Below are 15,744 nucleotides of genomic sequence, written 5' to 3'. Positions count from 1 at the left end.
GTGCTGCTTTCGCACGAGAGCGGCCAGCGCATACCATGCTGGCGGGAACACAGAACATGTCCGGGAACCGGATGGGAGGCACTGTGAGTGCAGATCATGATGGAGCGAACCTGCTTGAGGTTCGTGGCCTGACCAAGATATTCGGCACGTTGACGGCGTGCGATCATATCGACCTCAACATCGCCAAGGGCGAGATCCACGCGCTGCTTGGCGAAAACGGCGCCGGCAAGTCGACGCTGGTCAAGATGCTGTTCGGTTCGCTGGAGCCCAATTCCGGCGAGATATTCTGGAACGGCGAAGCGGTGCGGATCACCAGTCCGGGCATGGCGAAGAAGCTCGGCATCGGCATGGTGTTTCAGCACTTTTCGCTGTTCGAGGCGCTGACCGCGGCCGAGAATATCGCTCTGTCTCTGGATGACGGCTCACCGATCAGCTCGATCGCGGCCAAGGCGAGGGCGCTTTCCTTCAGCTATGGCCTGCCGCTCGATCCGGACTCGCTGGTCGGCGATCTCTCGGTCGGCGAACGCCAGCGCATCGAGATCATCCGCTGCCTGTTGCAGACGCCGCAGCTCATCATCCTCGACGAGCCGACCTCGGTGCTGACGCCGCAGGAAGCCGACAAGCTGTTCGAAACCCTTGAGCGCCTGCGCTCGGAGGGCAAATCCATCCTCTACATTTCGCACCGGCTGGAAGAGGTCAAACGCATCTGCGACCGCGCCACCGTGCTGCGTCACGGCAAGGTCGTCGGCCATTGCAAACCGCGCGAGGAAACGGCTTCGTCGCTGGCCCGCATGATGGTCGGCAACGAGGTGAAGGCCGTGGTGCGCGCACCGGCCGAAGGCATCGAGGCCGCGCAGCCGCTGCTCGAAATCCGCGCCCTCAGCCGCAAGCCGGCAACCCCGTTTTCGATCCCGCTGAAGAATATCAACCTCACTGTGCGCGCCGGCGAGGTGATCGGCATTGCCGGTGTCGCCGGCAACGGCCAGGGCGAGTTCTTCGAATCCGTCTCCGGCGAGGTGCTGCAGCAGGACGCCGCATCCGTGCGCATCCGCGGCAAGGATGCCGGCTCGCTCTCGATCACAGGCCGGCGGCTGATGGGCGCTGCCTTCGTGCCGGAAGAACGCCTCGGCCATGGCGCGGCGCCACGCATGAAGCTTTCGGAAAATCTGCTTCTGTCGCGGCACGCCACCGACGGCAAGGTTTTTGTCGGCGCCGGCGGCACGGTCAAAAGCGGTGCGGTCTATGCCGCCGCCCAGCGCATCATCGTGGCGATGGACGTGCGCAAGAGCGCGCCCGATCCGGAAGCCGCGGCCCTGTCGGGCGGCAATCTGCAGAAATTCATCGTCGGCCGCGAACTCGACCGCAGCCCTGCCGTCATGGTCGTCAACCAGCCGACCTGGGGCGTCGACGCCGGTGCCGCCGCCCACATCCGCCAGGCGCTGATCGAACTGGCGCGCAGCGGCTCGGCGGTTCTGGTCATCAGCCAGGACCTCGATGAGCTGTTCGAGATTTCGGACGCGATCGCGGTCATGCACAATGGCGAATTGTCGAAACCGCTGCCGATCGCCGAGGCAACTTTCGAAAAGATCGGCCTGTTGATGGGCGGCGCCGAGCCCGGCCACGCCGAACATGGTCTGGAGACGGCATGATGCGCCTCGAACTCGTCAAACGCCCGCAGCGCTCGATGCTGTTTTCCGCGCTGTCGCCCTTCATCGCCTTCGCCCTGACGATCATCGCCGGCGCGGTTCTGTTCGCGTTGCTCGGCGTCAACCCGCTGAGCGCATTCGAGATCTATTTCATCGAGCCGATCAGCCAGGTCTGGCAGTTGCATGAACTGGCGATCAAGGCCGCACCTTTGATCCTGATCGCGGTCGGCCTGTCGGTCTGTTACAAGGCCAACATCTGGAACATCGGCGCTGAGGGACAGTTCATCCTCGGCGGCATTTTCGGCTCGGCCATTCCGGTGCTGTTTCCCGGGTTCGAAGGCCCGCTTGTGCTGCCGCTGATGCTGTTGTTCGGCATGGTCGGCGGCGCCGCCTATGCGGCAATCCCTGCTCTCCTAAAGACGCGCTTCGGCACCAACGAAATCCTGACCAGCCTGATGCTGGTCTACGTCGCCCAGCTTTTCCTCGACTGGCTGGTGCGCGGCCCCTGGCGCGATCCGCAGGGCCATGGTTTTCCGCAGACGATCCAGTTCAACGACTCGGCGGTCCTGCCGGAACTGATGCCGGACGCCGGCCGTGCCAATTGGGGTTTTGTCTTCGCGCTTGTTGCAGCCGTGCTGATCTGGGTGCTAATGAGCCGCCTGCTCAAGGGTTTTGAGGTCCGCGTGCTCGGCTCCAGCCCGAGGGCAGGGCGCTTCGCCGGCTTCGGCCTCAACCGCATGGTCTTCTTCGCCTTCCTGCTGTCAGGCGCGCTGGCCGGGCTTGCCGGCATTTCGGAAGTCTCCGGCGCCATCGGCCAGCTGCAGCCGGTGATTTCGCCCGGCTACGGCTTCACAGCGATCATTGTGGCGTTCCTCGGCCGGCTCAATCCGCTCGGCATCGTCGCCGCCGGCCTGGTGCTGGCGCTGACCTATCTCGGCGGCGAGGCGGTGCAAAGCGCGCTCGGCATCTCCGACAAGGTGGCGCGTGTGTTCCAGGGCATGCTTTTGTTCTTCGTGCTCGGTTGCGACACGCTCATCCATTACCGCATTCGCCTGGTCGGCATGGCGCTGACGAAAAGCGCGGCGAAGCTTGAAGCCGCGCCGAAGTTGAAGGAAGCCCGCTGATGGACATCGCCATCAACATCCTTTTGACCATCGCGACCGCGGCGACGCCGCTGCTGATCGCGGCAATCGGCGAACTGGTGGTCGAGCGCTCCGGCGTGCTCAACCTCGGCGTCGAAGGCATGATGATCATGGGCGCCGTCGGCGGCTTCGGAGCCGGCTATCTCACGGGATCGCCCTGGATCGGCCTGTTGGCGGCAATCGCCATGGGCGCGGTGTTCTCGCTGCTGTTTGCGGTGATGACGCTGTCGCTCGCCACCAACCAGGTGGCGACCGGCCTGTCGTTGACGCTGCTTGGCCTCGGCCTTTCCGGCATGATGGGGACCAGCTTCGTCGGCCAGCCCGGCGAGCGGCTGCCAAACCTCTACGTTCCGGTGCTCACCGACATTCCCGTGGTCGGCAGGCTGTTGTTCGGCCAGGACCCGATCTTCTACATCTCGATCGCGCTGACGGCGGCCGTCATGTGGTTCCTGTTCAAGACCCGCACCGGCCTCACTCTGCGCTCGATCGGAGACAGCCACACATCGGCGCATGCGCTCGGCATCAAGGTCATCCGCTACCGCTATCTCGCGGTCATCTTCGGCGGCGCCTGCGCCGGCCTTGCCGGCGGCCATCTGTCGCTGGTCTACACGCCGCAATGGGTGGAGAACATGAGCGCGGGCCGCGGCTGGATCGCGCTGGCGCTGGTCGTCTTCGCCTCCTGGCGGCCGTGGCGCGTGCTCGCCGGCGCCTACATCTTCGGCGCGGTGTGGATCGGCCAGCTTCATGCACAGGCATTTGGCATTCCGGTTCCTTCGCAGCTGCTTTCTTCTCTGCCCTATCTGGCAACCGTCGTGGTTCTCGTTCTAATCTCGCGCAACAAGCGTCTGACGATGATGAACACGCCGGCTTCCTTGGGGCAGCCATTCGTTCCGGATCGTTGACAACAAAAACAAACGGGAAGCTCCAAGGCTAAACTCAGAGAGGTAACACAATGAAAAAACTGTTTATCGCGTTGATGACCACGACCGCCGCCATGTCACTGGCGGCGTCGGCGCAGGCCGCCGACAAGTTGAAGGCATGCTGGGTCTACACCGGCCCGATCGGCGATTTCGGCTATTCCTACCAGCACGACCAAGGCCGCCTCGAGGTGGAGAAGGCGCTCGGCGACAAGGTCGAAACCGCCTATCTCGAGAACGTCTCGGAAGGTCCCGATGCCGATCGCGCTTTCGAGCGTCTGGCGCGCGAAGGCTGCAAGATCATCTTCGGCACCTCTTTCGGCTTCATGGACCCGGAAGTGAAGGTCGCCAAGAAGTTCCCCAAAGTGATGTTCGAGCACGCCACCGGCTACAAGACCGCTGACAATCTCGGCATCTACAATGCGCGCTTCTATGAAGGCCGCTACGTGCTCGGCCAGATCGCCGCCAAGGAATCGAAGGCAGGGGTCGCCGGCTATATCGTTTCCTTCCCGATCCCCGAAGTGGTGATGGGTATCAACTCCTTCATGCTCGGCGCGCAGTCGGTCAACCCGAACTTCAAGGCCAAGATCGTCTGGGTGAACTCCTGGTTCGATCCGGGCAAGGAAGCTGACGCGGCCAAGGCACTGTTCGATCAGGGCGCCGACATCATCGTTCAGCACACCGATTCCACCGCTGCCTTGCAGGTGGCGGAAGAGCGCAAGCTGCACGGCTTCGGCCAGTCCTCCGACATGATCAAGTTCGCGCCGAACGCGCAGCTAACCTCGCTGACGGACGAATGGGGGCCGTACTACATCAGCCGCGTTCAGGCAGCGCTCGACGGCACCTGGAAGCCGGACAATGTCTGGCTCGGCATCAAGGACGGCGCCGTCAAGCTGGCGCCCTTCACCAACATGCCGGACGATGTGAAGGCGATGGCCGAGGCAACCGCCAAGAAAATCGCAGATGGCTGGAACCCCTTCACCGGACCGGTCGCCAAGCAGGACGGCACGCCGTGGCTCAAGGACGGCGAAGTCGCCGACGACGGCACGCTGCTCGGCATGAACTTCTATGTGAAGGGCGTCGACGACAAGTTGCCGCAGTAAGTATCGGAACGCAAAAGAGAAGGGGCGCCGCGCGGCGCCCCTTTTCATTTCGCGGACTGCACGCTTCGACCGCGAAACCGCGCCGAGGGCTGTGCCAAAAATCCGAAGGCGCCGGGAGGCGCCCTTTTTGGTAATTTTCTAAACCGCCGAGCCGTAAAGGTCGTAGGCGTCGGCGCGGTGGATCTTGACCGTGACGATGTCGCCTTGGCGCAGCGGACGGCGCGACTGGATATGCACCGAACCGTCGATCTCGGGCGCGTCGTATTTTGTCCGGCCCTTGGCAGACGTGCCATGCGCCTCGTCGATCAGCACCGGCAGGCGCTTGCCGACCTTCTTAGCCAGCTGCGTCGCCGAGATCTTCTGCTGGCGCTGCATGAAGCGATGCCAGCGCGCTTCCTTGATCTCCTGCGGCACCTGTTCGAGGCCGAGATCGTTGGAGCGGGCGCCGCGGACCGGCTCGTATTTAAAGCAGCCGGCGCGATCGATCCTGGCCTCGTCCAGCCAGTCGAGCAGCATCTCGAAATCCTCGTCGGTCTCGCCGGGGAAACCGACGATGAAGGTCGAGCGTATCGCCAGATCCGGGCACACCTCGCGCCAGCCGCGAATGCGCTCCAGCGTCTTTTCGCCATGGGCGGGACGGCGCATGTTCTTCAGCACCTGCGGCGAAGCGTGCTGGAAGGGGATGTCCAGATAGGGAAGGATTTTTCCATCCGCCATCAGCGGGATGACATCGGCGACATGCGGGTAGGGGTAGACATAGTGCATGCGTACCCAGATGCCGAGCTTGCCCAGCTCCTCCGACAGGTCGAGGAATTTCGCCCGCACTTCGCGGTCGCCGAACATCGACGTCTGGTACTTGATGTCGATGCCGTAGGCGCTGGTGTCCTGCGAGATGACCAGCAATTCCTTGACGCCGGCCTTGGCCAGCTTCTCGGCTTCGCGCAGCACATCGGCCGCCGGGCGCGAGACGAGGTCGCCGCGCAGTGCCGGAATGATGCAGAAGGTGCAGCGGTTGTTGCAGCCTTCGGAAATCTTGAGATAGGCGTAGTGGCGCGGCGTCAGCTTGACGCCTTGCGGCGGCAGAAGGTCGATATACGGATCGTGGCTGGGCGGCGCCGCCTCATGCACCGCGGCCATCACGCTCTCATAGGCCTGCGGGCCGGTGATGGCGAGGACGTTGGGGTGCTTCTCTCGTATGACGTCCGGCTCGGCGCCGAGGCAGCCGGTGACGATCACCCGGCCGTTTTCCGAAAGCGCCGAACCAATGGCGTTGAGCGATTCGTCGCGGGCCGAATCGAGAAAGCCGCAGGTGTTGACGACGACAAGGTCGGCGCCGTCATGCTTGCGCGCGATCTCATAGCCTTCGGCGCGCAGGCGCGTGATGATGCGCTCGGAATCCACAAGCGCCTTCGGGCATCCAAGGCTGACGAAACTGACGCGAGGCGCAGACATGAGAAAACATTCCGGGTTTTTTCGGGATCGGCGGCCAGTACCACACTTATTGCGGCATTGGTATGGGCAGCGGCTGCGGCGAACGCGACCATGCTGCTACAGAAGCTGTGGACCGGCAGCGTCAGCTCACCACAGGACTGACATGCGGCCAGACCTCGACAACGCCCCGATAGACCATATCGATCGCGACATAGAGAATGATCAGCAAGCCGACATAAGCGATCCAGCGGTGGCGGTGCAGCAGCTTGGCAATGAAGCTCGCGGCCAAGCCCATCAAGGCGATCGACAGCACCAGGCCTATGACAAGCACCGGAAAATGATCGCGCGCCGCACCGGCGACCGCCAGCACATTGTCCAGCGACATCGAAACATCGGCGACGACGATCTGCAGGGCCGCCTGGCCGAGCGTCTTGCGCGGCGCCTTGCCACCCACCGTTCTGTCGCTGTTGAGGTCGGAATCGGACAGCGCCTCGGTCGCCTCGAACTCGTCGGCATGCGACGTCCGCAGCTCGCGCCACATCTTCCAGCACACCCACAACAAAAGGATGCCGCCGGCCAGCAGCAGGCCGACAACGGCAAGAAGCTTGACGGTGACGGCGGCAAACAGGATGCGCAGCACAGTCGCCGCCAACACGCCGATCAGGATGGCTTTCTTGCGCTGCTCGACCGGCAGGCCGGCGGCGGCAAGGCCGATGACGATGGCATTGTCGCCGGCAAGCACCAGATCGATGGCGATGACCTGGAGGAGGGCCGTCATGCTTGCAGCGCTGAAAATGTCCATCGACCGGAGCCCTTGCTGTATCGGCGTGTTCGCCGTCGGATATGCCGACGCCCTAACGTGTATGGTTCCCGCGCGTCAAGAGAATGCCGGCGCGATTCCAGGAAAAGTCCCTAGCGGTTTCCCGCCCCGAATCAAGCAAAAACAAAGAGTTAGAGTGAGTCAGCTGCTCTATAAAAAGCTGAGCCGCTCTAACCGCCGACGCTGAAAGCCACGGGAATAGGGAAGGTCGTTCTGCCAGAGAGAATTCTGGTCGCAGAGAATTCAGTCGTAGAGATTGTACTTCGCCCAGTCGGCTTCCGGAATCTCGTCGCCAATGCGGTAACGGAACTGCAGGACCTCCATATGGTCCGGCGCCGTCTCGCATTTGAACTTCAGCCGGTACCACTGCCCCTTGCTGCGGAAGGCAGCGCCCGGGCTGCGGATTGCATCGGCCTTCATTTCCGGCGTAGCGAAGGCGTAGGCGACGACGCGGTCTGCCTTGTACTTGTGGTCGTCATGGCTGATGCGGTCGAGCACTTCGGCGTCGCATCTCTGCTCCAGCCGGGTCTCCGGGTCGAGTTTCAGCAGGCCGGCGCGCAGGGCGGCGTCCATCGCGTGGGCGGGTAAAGCCAGCGTCACCCAAGCCAGCGCCGCAAGGAATAGTTTTTTCATGGGCGGGAGAACGACCATATCTCACGTGAAAAATCAACCGGAGTGCCATTTTGGGGCAGCCGGATGTGCCCGGAAATCGCCGTTGGCCGGGCAGGCGCAGCCGTTTTGGCGCGCCCCCGGCGCCATTCTTATTTGTCCGGGCTGCCATGCACCGATTGCCTGTTTCGCCGTCTTTGCGCTTCTCGCGATCGCGGCACCCACCGCCACGGCCGCAAGGCGATATAGAAAGCGAGGAAGGCTCTTTGTGCAAGGCCGGCCTCGCTGTGCCAGACCTCCCTTATCCCCGCCGCCCGCAAGGCCCTTCGTTGGGTGCTGTTGCGGTCCCAGCGCCGGCTGATGCTGCCCGCCCGGTAGTATTTGTGGCAGAGCACTTGCGGCACGCGGACAAAGCCGCCGAGCAGCGACAGATGCAGAAGCCAGGTCCAGTCGGCGCTGAATTCGCCTTGGCTGTTGGGCTTGATCCCGCCGCTACGGTGGAACGCCCAGGCCCTGAATATCCCACGATTGGGAACCCACCATCCATGCGGCTGGCGCGCCATCGCCCGGCCACGCGCAAAACCGTCCTGCAAGCCCTCCAGCAGGTCGAACTTCCACGTGGCACTTTCGCCGCTGACTTCGATCACTTCGACATCGCTGAACGACAGTACGGCCTCGGGATTGGCATCGAGCGCCCGCACCAGCGCCTCGATATAGGTTGGATCGATGACGTCGTCATGGAAGGCAAAGAACATCAATTCGCCGCTGGCATTGGCCATCAGATCGTTGGAGTTCTTCAGCCATCCCAGGTTTTTGTCCCGGCGCAGGATACGGACATCGTCGCGGCCGCCGGCGAAGGCTGAAACGATCTCGAATGTCGCGTCGGTCGAATTGTCCTCGCCGACCAGGATCTCGATATTGTCCCAGGTCTGCGCGGCGAGGCTGTCCAGCGTACGCGAAATGAATGCCGCCGAATTGTAGCATGGCACCAGCGCCGTGACCTTCGGCCGCCAGCCGGATCGAAGCTGGACTTGTTTCCGCGCTACCTGCTTCGCGCCGCCCTGTTCTGTCTCACCCATTCACTCGATCCCGCAGATTTGCCGCGCCAGCCTGTCGGCAAGCCACGGCGCCGTCGAATATTTACCTGTGTCGACCGAGATGTAGTTGCCCAGGCGGTTGACCCCGAATTGGTCGCGGCGATGGATCGTGGCTTTCGGGTCGCCGAGCGAACCACGCCCTTGCGCAAACACGAAGCCGCCGCGTACCTCAAGCTCCTCGGCATCGTCGAACATGCTGGAAACACTGGGCAACAACCGGGCGAGCGTGGCGCGAACGTTGCCGATGAACCGCTGTCGTGCGTCGGCATCGAGCGCTTGCGGCGTTTCGATCGACAATTCGCCACTCTCCGCAAGCAACCCGCTCGGGTACCAGGAGAGATAGAAGTTGCGCCCGTCATAGTTTTTTATGTCGCCGAACGGGCCAAGGGCGACGACCGCGCACGGCACATCGACAGGCTGGCTGGTGCGGCCGAACAGGCAAAGCCGGTAGCGGTGCGACCATCCGGGAACCGGTTCGATGCCGGCCGTGCGGTCGACAGCCAGCCGCCCCTCCCATAGGCAATTGACGACGATGTCGAACGCCTCGCTTTTCTCGCCTGCGACCGCCACGCGCCATTTCCCGTCAATTCCGTCCACCGGCTGTGCCGACAGGACTTTGGCCGCCATTCGCAAGCTGGTGTTGGGTTCACTCCGAAGCACGGCGCAAAGCCGGTCGGCAACCCATCGCGTGTTGATGGATCGCTCCGGCACCTGGAAGCCGCCGACGATCTGGTCCGAGTTGGTGACATCGGCCAATTCAGTTTTGGAAAGCCGTTTCGACCGCGCCGCCGATACGTCGGCAAGGTAGCTGGTGGCGTCAGCGTGGCTGCGCACCAATACATCCACACGTTCAAAGATCGCCCCCAGCGCCTCGGCAGCGACGATCGAGTTGCGATGGACCAGATAAAGGTCTTCCGAAAAGGTCGTGTGCGCTTCCAGATTGCTTCCGATCAGCTCGGAAACAAGCCTGCCGAAACACAGTCCTCCCGAAAGCAGATGCCGGGCGGTCAGCAGCGAGGCATCGTTCCCGTAGAGATAGCCGAGATGAATCTTCCCCTCGTTCCAACGGCTGGCGCAGGCCATCGGCTCGCTCTCCTTGTCGAAGAGGGACACCGCGTAGCCTCTGCGCGCCATCATGAGAGCGAGGCTCGCGCCCATGATGCCGGCGCCGAGAATAGCCATTCTGCCGCGAGGCGCTGTCATGTCCTGGCGCGCATCGCGGCCTCTCCTTTCCCGACGATTGTCATCAGGGATACGAGACGTAGTCTTTAGGGTCGTATTCGGTATCGCAGAAAACCAGCAAAGACGGGTTCTCGCCTTCATAGGTCTGCAGCGCCCACACCGGGGCGTCGACCAGCACCGCGCGGTTCGATGCGGTGAGCGTCAGCCGTTCGACCTGTTCCTGGTAGCGAAATTCGATGCCGATCTCGCCCGACAGCTGCATCATCAATTGTCGGCCCGACCCGTGTGCATGTCCGCCCCGCGACGTGCCGCGCGGCGCGGTGACGACGAACGCCCGCACGGCTTGGAAATTGTAACCGCTGAACTCGATAGCGGTCAGCATTCCCCTGGGATCGCAATGTAACGAAGTGGGGATCTCGGTGACCTTGCCGCCAAAGAACGTTCGATGCTGCATAACGTAAGCCCGCCAGATGCCGGTCGAAATTTTACCTCAGACTAGCGCTTATATCAAAAGACAGGGAATACAACCACTTAGGCGGTGTTTGGGAACACTGCAGCGGATCGGTGTCGAGCTCGGCCTCAGGCCGATAGGTGCCGACTACCGAAGGTCGCCGCGCCGTCACGACTTCTGAGTCGCGGCCGAAACCACGGCTTAAGACCTTGGTCTGAGCGGTCTAGGACCTTTGAGTTCGGAAGGCCGGCCGGTTCCAAGGAGGGTGATCTACTTCAGCAATTTCAAAGAGTTATGCTGGTTGGCGTTTCGCCGGCCGGCCGCTTCGTTCTCGCAATGAAAGCACATCTATATCTAAGTTTACCCTTTGTGTTAGCGATTCCTCATGTTGCCCGCTATAGCGGTTAGTGGCGGTGGCAATCTCGGAGGTAGTTATGACATCCCGAAAGACCCTTTTTGCTGCATTTGCGGTGTTCTCGCTTCTGGTGTCGCCGGCCCTGGCTGCTGCTGGTGGCAACGGCCATGGTAACGGCCATGGCAATGGTAACGGCAATGGCAATGGCAATGGCAATAGCGGAGGAAACGGTAATGCTGGCGGCAATGGCGGAGGCGGCGGTTCGGTCGGCAAGTCGGCATCCGCCAAGGGCCAGGCCCCTAAGGGCCAGGTCGCCAAGGCCGCTACCCCTTCTGTGTCCAAGGAAAAGAATATCCATGCCAAGCTCGGCCGGTTGAACTCGCTGCAGCGCAACGCCAACGCCTTTATGCACTCCAAGAGCAAGAACTTCGCTGGCGTGCAGGCTTTTGTGACACAGTCGGCAATAGCCAAGAACGCTCAATCGGCGCTCGACGCCGCTAATCAGGCGGTTACCGACGCCAAAGCGGCGCTCGACGCGCTGAATGCGAAAGCGGCTGACCCGAATACCCTGCCCGAAGATGTCCCGACGCAGGCCGACCTCGATGCAGCACAGACAGCATTCGATGACGCCACCCAGGCCGCCGCCGATGCTAAGGCCGCCGCCGCTGACGCCGCTGCCAACGTCCCATCGCTCGATGCAGCTCTTGCCCAAATGGCCAACAAGCCCGTTGACCCTGAGGTCACAGATTGGGCCAATGGCGTACTTGCCGACAAGATCGACCAAGTGGCCGCCAAGTTGGCTCCGGCCACGCCTTAAGGCCTCATGCGGCGGCAGCGATCCAGTCGACGATAAAGCCGTCGGGTTTGCCCGGCGGCTGTACCTTTCTCGCCTATCTGCAGCGTTGGTCCTAATGCAGGTCCGAGATTCTGGTGATGGCTATTTTGCGAAATCTGCAGCCGCGCCGCCGTCCTCAACGCTGAATTCATGCGTGCTTCGCGCATCTTCATCGACCACACGAAACCAATGCTCCTGAAGCGCTCTAGGCGACACCCTTTGGCCCGTGACCTTCTCTACCGCAGATAACGGATCATCGGCGTTCGTGGCCTGAGATGAGACACACTCCTCTCCATGCCACTCTTCCACCTGGTACTCTGGCATGCCGGCCTACCTACCGCTCCCCAGAGCCTTCGCTTCCCGCTCCAGCGTCTCGCGTCGGTTGCCGTACTTCGCGATCAATTCCTTGACCTGCTGCGGGGTGATGCCGGCCTTGGTGGCGAAATACTCGACTTCATAATCCTCATCGGCAGAGACGCGGTCCCGATCGCGGAAGTCCGTCTTCGTTTTGTCGTCGGCCATTTGCTTTGCTCCTGGTTGAATGATCAACCGCAACGTGCAGCCGCAGCCTTTTGTTGCAGCGGAGCCCGGATTTCCGAAACGGTCACATGGGAAAACGACCCTCAGTCGCAGGAGGTGCTGGTGTTGCTGTAACTTTGAACGGAACGGTTCTTCTCCTTGACGGTTGTGACGTGAAGGAGATGCCTCATGTTTGAAAGTGTGATGTGGTTGATCGTCGTTGCTGGTGGGCCACTGTTGCTGGCCCTATTGATGGGATACGTTCTTATGACCCGACGCCACCGTGGTCCTGCAGAACGCATGGAAAGCGACCGCGCGACCAAACGGCTCTATCGCCAGGACGAACGTTGATCCTGAGGCTGGCGCAACGTTTGCGCTCACGCTGGCCCGCTGCCTCGCGGTGGCAGGCTTCTTCGTTTTAGGAAGTTAGGAATAACTTAGGAAAGATTTGGCCCTCTCTGAAAATACAGAGGCAATTCAGCACGGTAGCCAAATATCTGGCGGAGGGAGTTTCCGCCTTGCCCCAGTGGCATATCGGTTCAATCAATATAGAATATCATTTAAATTCAGTCCCATAGGCTTATGCAGCGTTTTATGCCATTGCATGCGCCCTCACCGTGTTGCATATTTTTTGGTGGGTCTAATGATGGGTCGTGGAGGTAGGATTGCCGCGCAAAGCTAGAGAGCTTGGGCCGTTGGAGGTCAAGCGCCTTTCGAAACCGGGGCTACATGCCGTTGGCGGCGTGGCGGGTCTGGGATTACAGGTCAAGGATACCGGTGCACGCTCTTGGTTGCTTCGAATCTCCATAGGGCAACGCCGGCGAGAGATTGGTCTTGGTGGATATCCGGATGTCACACTCGCCCAGGCTCGCGAAAAAGCGCGGGAGATGCGTGCAGCGGTTGATCGCGGGGGGGACCCCGCCGAACAAAGGCGGGCAGCCAAGCGTGCCCTGATGTCCGCAGCCGCAAGTGAAATTACCTTCGATGAAGCGGCGCGGCGATGGCATAAGTCGAAGCGCCGTGAATACAGGAACGAAAAGCACGCCGCACAGGTCCTGACGACGATTCTGACTTACGCGTCTCCGGCATTGGGTACTGTACCGGTGGGGTTGATCTCACTTGCGCACATTGTTCAAGTTCTCGAACCCATCTGGGCTGAGAAGACTGAGACGGCCACCAGGCTTCGGGGTCGAATTGAGAACGTTTTATCCTGGGCCACAGTGTCGGGTTTTCGATCCGGAGAGAATCCTGCAAGGTGGAAAGGGAACCTTGATTCAGTACTTCCAAAGCCGAAAATGCTGAGGTCGGTATCGCACCCTTCAGCCCTGCCATTTGATCGAGTTGCAGCGTTTCTTGTTGCTTTGAAGCGGATCGAGGGGATGGGGTCCAAAGCACTCGAATTTGCTATTTTGACAGCTGGCCGGTCGGGCGAGGTGCGCGAAGCGAAGTGGAGCGAATTTGATCTGCAGAAATCTGTCTGGACAGTCCCGGCCGATCGAATGAAGGCGGGGAGGGAACACAGTGTGCCCCTTTCGCGGCAAGCTATGCTTGTTCTCAATGGCATTCCAAGGTTCTTGCATTCGGAGCTCGTTTTCACGGCGCCGCGCGGGGGGGCACTTTCGGACATGACGCTGTCGGCAGTGATGAGGCGGATGGCTGTTGCAGCTGTCCCGCACGGGTTCCGGTCTACGTTTCGCGACTGGGTGGCCGAACGCACTGCATATCAAAGTGATGTAGCTGAGATGGCACTGGCACACAGCATTCGCAACAAGGTTGAGGCAGCCTATCGGCGCGGTGATCTGTTTGAAAAACGCCGGCAGCTTATGCAGGACTGGGCGGATTTTTGTGCGCCGTAGTGTGGGTCGATATGGCATGTTGACTGACGCAATGGAATCGCTTCTCCTAAAGTGCCTCTTGTAGGTCAAACGCATGCGTTGATTGAGATCGAGGAGCAACTTCTGCGCATGACGTGCGGGCAAATGTCGAGGCGAGACCTCGGCAGGGTCCTGCAATCCATGTCGATATTGCCCAAAGAGGTATTCTATTCAGTTCACGACGTTGCGGCGCGCTATCGCATCTCCGTGAATAGCGTTTGGCGATGGGCCTCACATCGCAAAGATTTCCCTAACCCTGTCAAGATCGGACCAGGCTGCACGCGTTGGCGTCTGACCGAACTTGAAGCTTTTGAGAACAGTTCAGGCGCTTGCCCGGCGGCTTCGGCTCGCGCGTCGGACAAGATTGCCAAATGAAGATGCCAAGTTGGAACGCTTCGACAGCAGCAGGTTTGGCCTACACGGCCTCAAATCTTCGGCAGGCAGGGCTCGACCAGACCTCCGTTGACAGCTTCCGTTCTGTTCCCGTCAAAAGCCACGCAGCCTCTGACTGGAACTCGGCAAACCGTACGAGGGTTGCGTGAGTTCGGAACCTACCATCAGGCGTGGGCCACGCACTACGAATTACACAACCGTTCCGAACCATGTCTTTGAAGACCAACGCCTATCGATGGAGGCGCGCTGGCTACTGGGGTATCTCCTTTCAAAACCCGACAACTGGAAGGTTGTCATAGGTGACATTCGCAACAAAGGGGGATGTGGCCGTGGCAAGGCACAGCGGATGGTCAGTGAGCTTGTCGAGCTTGGTTATGCGGTTAGAGAGCAACCTCGTGCCGACGGACGATTTGCTCCCCTTAGCTTGGTCATTTTCGATGAACCTAGGTCTAAGCGAGGCGACGAGACGTCGGAAAGTGTTGCATTCTTACCGCAGCCCGAAAAACGGTCGACGGCAAATCCGTCGACGGAAAATGCGGCACTAGTAAAGACTGATCCTAAAGCAATTACGGATTATCAAAAGAGAGAGCAAAGCCGCGACGACAAGGGAGAATGTGAGCCCCAGGCGGACGATCCGGCGGGGTTCAAAGCACGGGTTACGCATCTCGCCGAAAGCTTGAATTGGCCGCATTGGGCGAAATCGCCCCTGGATTGGACAGTAGCGTGCTTCGCGGAATTGTCAGATACGGAAAGAGCCGAAGCAGAGGCGAAAGCATCTGCCTATCTTGCCCATTGTGGGCGCAAAGCGCTGGCGCTTGGAACGTATTTCAAAGATCGGAAATGGAAGCATCTTCGCACTTCAGCATTATCAGTGGCCAAGGGGTCATCTGTACTAATGGCCCAGCCATTCGGGAGCATTTGGTGCGCGATCAGGCTTTGTTGGCTACTCCTTCCGCCGCAGCAGTTGCCCAAGCCAAGATCTTTCCTTGGGAAGTTGATGGCTGACGACGGTGCAGCCGGACATCGTGAGCGTTTGGCATACCAGGCGCGGCATGGATGGCCGATGGTCAACCGCATGGATGTTCAGGCTGACAACGGCAACGGAACACCCGTTCCCGCAGACATGCCAATGCTGGAAGTCGTTGGTTCATCTCTAGAACAAGTTCGCCCCGGAACGCCGCTCTGGGCTGCCTGGGAGGCTGAACACCAGAGGCGAGGCTGGCCTTGGTTATCGTCCCAAGGCGATCAGCCAGTGGCCTATTTTCCAGCAGGCGGGCCTGTCAGATTGAAGGCTTTCGAGGAAGCCGTGAAAGGGAAACACGAACATTCAGCTCGTTGGGCTGGCGGATAAGGCGATCTGGAAACGCACA

The 15,744-nt window shown here is 60.8% G+C and carries 16 protein-coding genes; 9 read left to right on the top strand and 7 right to left on the bottom strand.

Annotated elements, in window-relative coordinates; translation table 11 throughout:
• Positions 1-71 precede the first annotated feature (71 nt).
• Genes NKJ58_RS22965 through NKJ58_RS22950 form a run of 4 tightly spaced genes read left to right on the top strand, consistent with a single transcriptional unit; the run spans position 72 to position 4,808 of the window.
• Positions 72-1,649 (top strand): ABC transporter ATP-binding protein, encoded by a 1,578-nt coding sequence (locus NKJ58_RS22965; RefSeq protein WP_352462447.1) that lies wholly within the window; start codon positions 72-74, stop codon positions 1,647-1,649.
• Positions 1,646-2,770, top strand: a complete 1,125-nt coding sequence (locus NKJ58_RS22960) for an ABC transporter permease (protein ID WP_031193354.1) — start codon at positions 1,646-1,648, stop codon at positions 2,768-2,770. The genes NKJ58_RS22965 and NKJ58_RS22960 overlap by 4 nt, the downstream gene beginning before the upstream one ends.
• A complete protein-coding gene (locus NKJ58_RS22955) occupies positions 2,770-3,690 on the top strand; it encodes an ABC transporter permease (RefSeq protein WP_352519925.1) in 921 nt (306 codons plus the stop codon). Before NKJ58_RS22960 ends, NKJ58_RS22955 begins: the two co-directional genes overlap by 1 nt.
• 50 nt (positions 3,691-3,740) lie before the next feature.
• Positions 3,741-4,808: a BMP family ABC transporter substrate-binding protein gene (locus NKJ58_RS22950; protein ID WP_023668961.1), complete on the top strand. Its 1,068-nt coding sequence runs from the start codon at positions 3,741-3,743 to the stop codon at positions 4,806-4,808.
• A 138-nt stretch (positions 4,809-4,946) separates the two neighbouring features.
• On the opposite strand, the gene rimO is transcribed toward NKJ58_RS22950, so the two are convergent.
• The gene (rimO, locus tag NKJ58_RS22945) at positions 4,947-6,260 is read right to left on the bottom strand and encodes a 30S ribosomal protein S12 methylthiotransferase RimO (RefSeq protein WP_352853869.1); all 1,314 of its coding nucleotides are present in this window, start codon (positions 6,258-6,260) and stop codon (positions 4,947-4,949) included.
• Positions 6,261-6,381: 121 nt separating this feature from the next.
• Positions 6,382-7,041 carry a TerC family protein gene (locus NKJ58_RS22940; RefSeq protein ID WP_352519926.1) on the bottom strand — a complete coding sequence of 220 codons (660 nt, stop codon included), beginning with the start codon at positions 7,039-7,041 and terminating at the stop codon, positions 6,382-6,384.
• On the opposite strand from NKJ58_RS22940, the gene NKJ58_RS22935 reads away from it, so the two are divergent.
• A complete protein-coding gene (locus NKJ58_RS22935) occupies positions 7,016-7,246 on the top strand; it encodes a hypothetical protein (RefSeq protein ID WP_352519947.1) in 231 nt (76 codons plus the stop codon). The two genes, NKJ58_RS22940 and NKJ58_RS22935, sit on opposite strands and share 26 nt — an antisense overlap.
• A gap of 56 nt (positions 7,247-7,302) precedes the next feature.
• Here the strand turns inward: NKJ58_RS22935 and NKJ58_RS22930 are convergent, their stop codons facing one another.
• The 4 genes from NKJ58_RS22930 to NKJ58_RS22915 all read right to left on the bottom strand — a co-directional run bounded on the left by NKJ58_RS22930 (position 7,303) and on the right by NKJ58_RS22915 (position 10,401).
• Complete coding sequence (locus NKJ58_RS22930; protein WP_352519927.1) at positions 7,303-7,710, bottom strand: DUF930 domain-containing protein; 408 nt, start codon at positions 7,708-7,710, stop codon at positions 7,303-7,305.
• A 110-nt stretch (positions 7,711-7,820) separates the two neighbouring features.
• The gene (locus NKJ58_RS22925) at positions 7,821-8,747 is read right to left on the bottom strand and encodes a glycosyltransferase family 2 protein (RefSeq protein ID WP_352519928.1); all 927 of its coding nucleotides are present in this window, start codon (positions 8,745-8,747) and stop codon (positions 7,821-7,823) included.
• Complete coding sequence (locus tag NKJ58_RS22920; protein ID WP_352812791.1) at positions 8,748-9,968, bottom strand: FAD-dependent oxidoreductase; 1,221 nt, start codon at positions 9,966-9,968, stop codon at positions 8,748-8,750. It abuts the gene before it with no gap.
• Positions 9,969-10,011: 43 nt separating this feature from the next.
• Entirely contained in the window at positions 10,012-10,401 is a 390-nt protein-coding gene (locus NKJ58_RS22915) for a sugar 3,4-ketoisomerase (RefSeq protein WP_352519930.1), read from the bottom strand.
• 431 nt (positions 10,402-10,832) lie between these two features.
• On the opposite strand from NKJ58_RS22915, the gene NKJ58_RS22910 reads away from it, so the two are divergent.
• Positions 10,833-11,570: a hypothetical protein gene (locus NKJ58_RS22910; RefSeq protein ID WP_352519931.1), complete on the top strand. Its 738-nt coding sequence runs from the start codon at positions 10,833-10,835 to the stop codon at positions 11,568-11,570.
• Positions 11,571-11,918: 348 nt separating this feature from the next.
• On the opposite strand, the gene NKJ58_RS22905 is transcribed toward NKJ58_RS22910, so the two are convergent.
• Positions 11,919-12,110, bottom strand: a complete 192-nt coding sequence (locus tag NKJ58_RS22905; RefSeq protein WP_352519932.1) for a DUF3606 domain-containing protein — start codon at positions 12,108-12,110, stop codon at positions 11,919-11,921.
• Positions 12,111-12,296: 186 nt separating this feature from the next.
• Here NKJ58_RS22905 and NKJ58_RS22900 point away from each other — a divergent pair, with 186 nt between their 5' ends.
• From NKJ58_RS22900 to NKJ58_RS22890, 3 genes are all read left to right on the top strand, one after another.
• Entirely contained in the window at positions 12,297-12,458 is a 162-nt protein-coding gene (locus NKJ58_RS22900; protein WP_352519933.1) for a hypothetical protein, read from the top strand.
• 314 nt (positions 12,459-12,772) lie between these two features.
• Positions 12,773-13,963 carry a tyrosine-type recombinase/integrase gene (locus NKJ58_RS22895; protein ID WP_352519934.1) on the top strand — a complete coding sequence of 397 codons (1,191 nt, stop codon included), beginning with the start codon at positions 12,773-12,775 and terminating at the stop codon, positions 13,961-13,963.
• Between the two features lie 556 nt (positions 13,964-14,519).
• Positions 14,520-15,725: a helix-turn-helix domain-containing protein gene (locus NKJ58_RS22890; RefSeq protein ID WP_352519935.1), complete on the top strand. Its 1,206-nt coding sequence runs from the start codon at positions 14,520-14,522 to the stop codon at positions 15,723-15,725.
• Positions 15,726-15,744: the final 19 nt, after the last annotated feature.

The organism is Mesorhizobium sp. M0139, from assembly GCF_040322455.1.
GTDB lineage: Bacteria > Pseudomonadota > Alphaproteobacteria > Rhizobiales > Rhizobiaceae > Mesorhizobium.
This window is presented reverse-complemented; position numbering and strand designations above follow the sequence as displayed.

Coding starts and splice junctions, on each gene's coding strand:
- NKJ58_RS22965 (WP_352462447.1), top strand. CDS start 72: ATGGGAGGCACTGTGAGTGCAGATCATGATGGAGCGAACCTGCTTGAG.
- NKJ58_RS22960 (WP_031193354.1), top strand. CDS start 1,646: ATGATGCGCCTCGAACTCGTCAAACGCCCGCAGCGCTCGATGCTGTTT.
- NKJ58_RS22955 (WP_352519925.1), top strand. CDS start 2,770: ATGGACATCGCCATCAACATCCTTTTGACCATCGCGACCGCGGCGACG.
- NKJ58_RS22950 (WP_023668961.1), top strand. CDS start 3,741: ATGAAAAAACTGTTTATCGCGTTGATGACCACGACCGCCGCCATGTCA.
- rimO (WP_352853869.1), bottom strand. CDS start 6,260: ATGTCTGCGCCTCGCGTCAGTTTCGTCAGCCTTGGATGCCCGAAGGCG.
- NKJ58_RS22935 (WP_352519947.1), top strand. CDS start 7,016: ATGCTTGCAGCGCTGAAAATGTCCATCGACCGGAGCCCTTGCTGTATC.
- NKJ58_RS22940 (WP_352519926.1), bottom strand. CDS start 7,041: ATGGACATTTTCAGCGCTGCAAGCATGACGGCCCTCCTCCAGGTCATC.
- NKJ58_RS22930 (WP_352519927.1), bottom strand. CDS start 7,710: ATGGTCGTTCTCCCGCCCATGAAAAAACTATTCCTTGCGGCGCTGGCT.
- NKJ58_RS22925 (WP_352519928.1), bottom strand. CDS start 8,747: ATGGGTGAGACAGAACAGGGCGGCGCGAAGCAGGTAGCGCGGAAACAA.
- NKJ58_RS22920 (WP_352812791.1), bottom strand. CDS start 9,968: ATGACAGCGCCTCGCGGCAGAATGGCTATTCTCGGCGCCGGCATCATG.
- NKJ58_RS22915 (WP_352519930.1), bottom strand. CDS start 10,401: ATGCAGCATCGAACGTTCTTTGGCGGCAAGGTCACCGAGATCCCCACT.
- NKJ58_RS22910 (WP_352519931.1), top strand. CDS start 10,833: ATGACATCCCGAAAGACCCTTTTTGCTGCATTTGCGGTGTTCTCGCTT.
- NKJ58_RS22905 (WP_352519932.1), bottom strand. CDS start 12,110: ATGGCCGACGACAAAACGAAGACGGACTTCCGCGATCGGGACCGCGTC.
- NKJ58_RS22900 (WP_352519933.1), top strand. CDS start 12,297: ATGTTTGAAAGTGTGATGTGGTTGATCGTCGTTGCTGGTGGGCCACTG.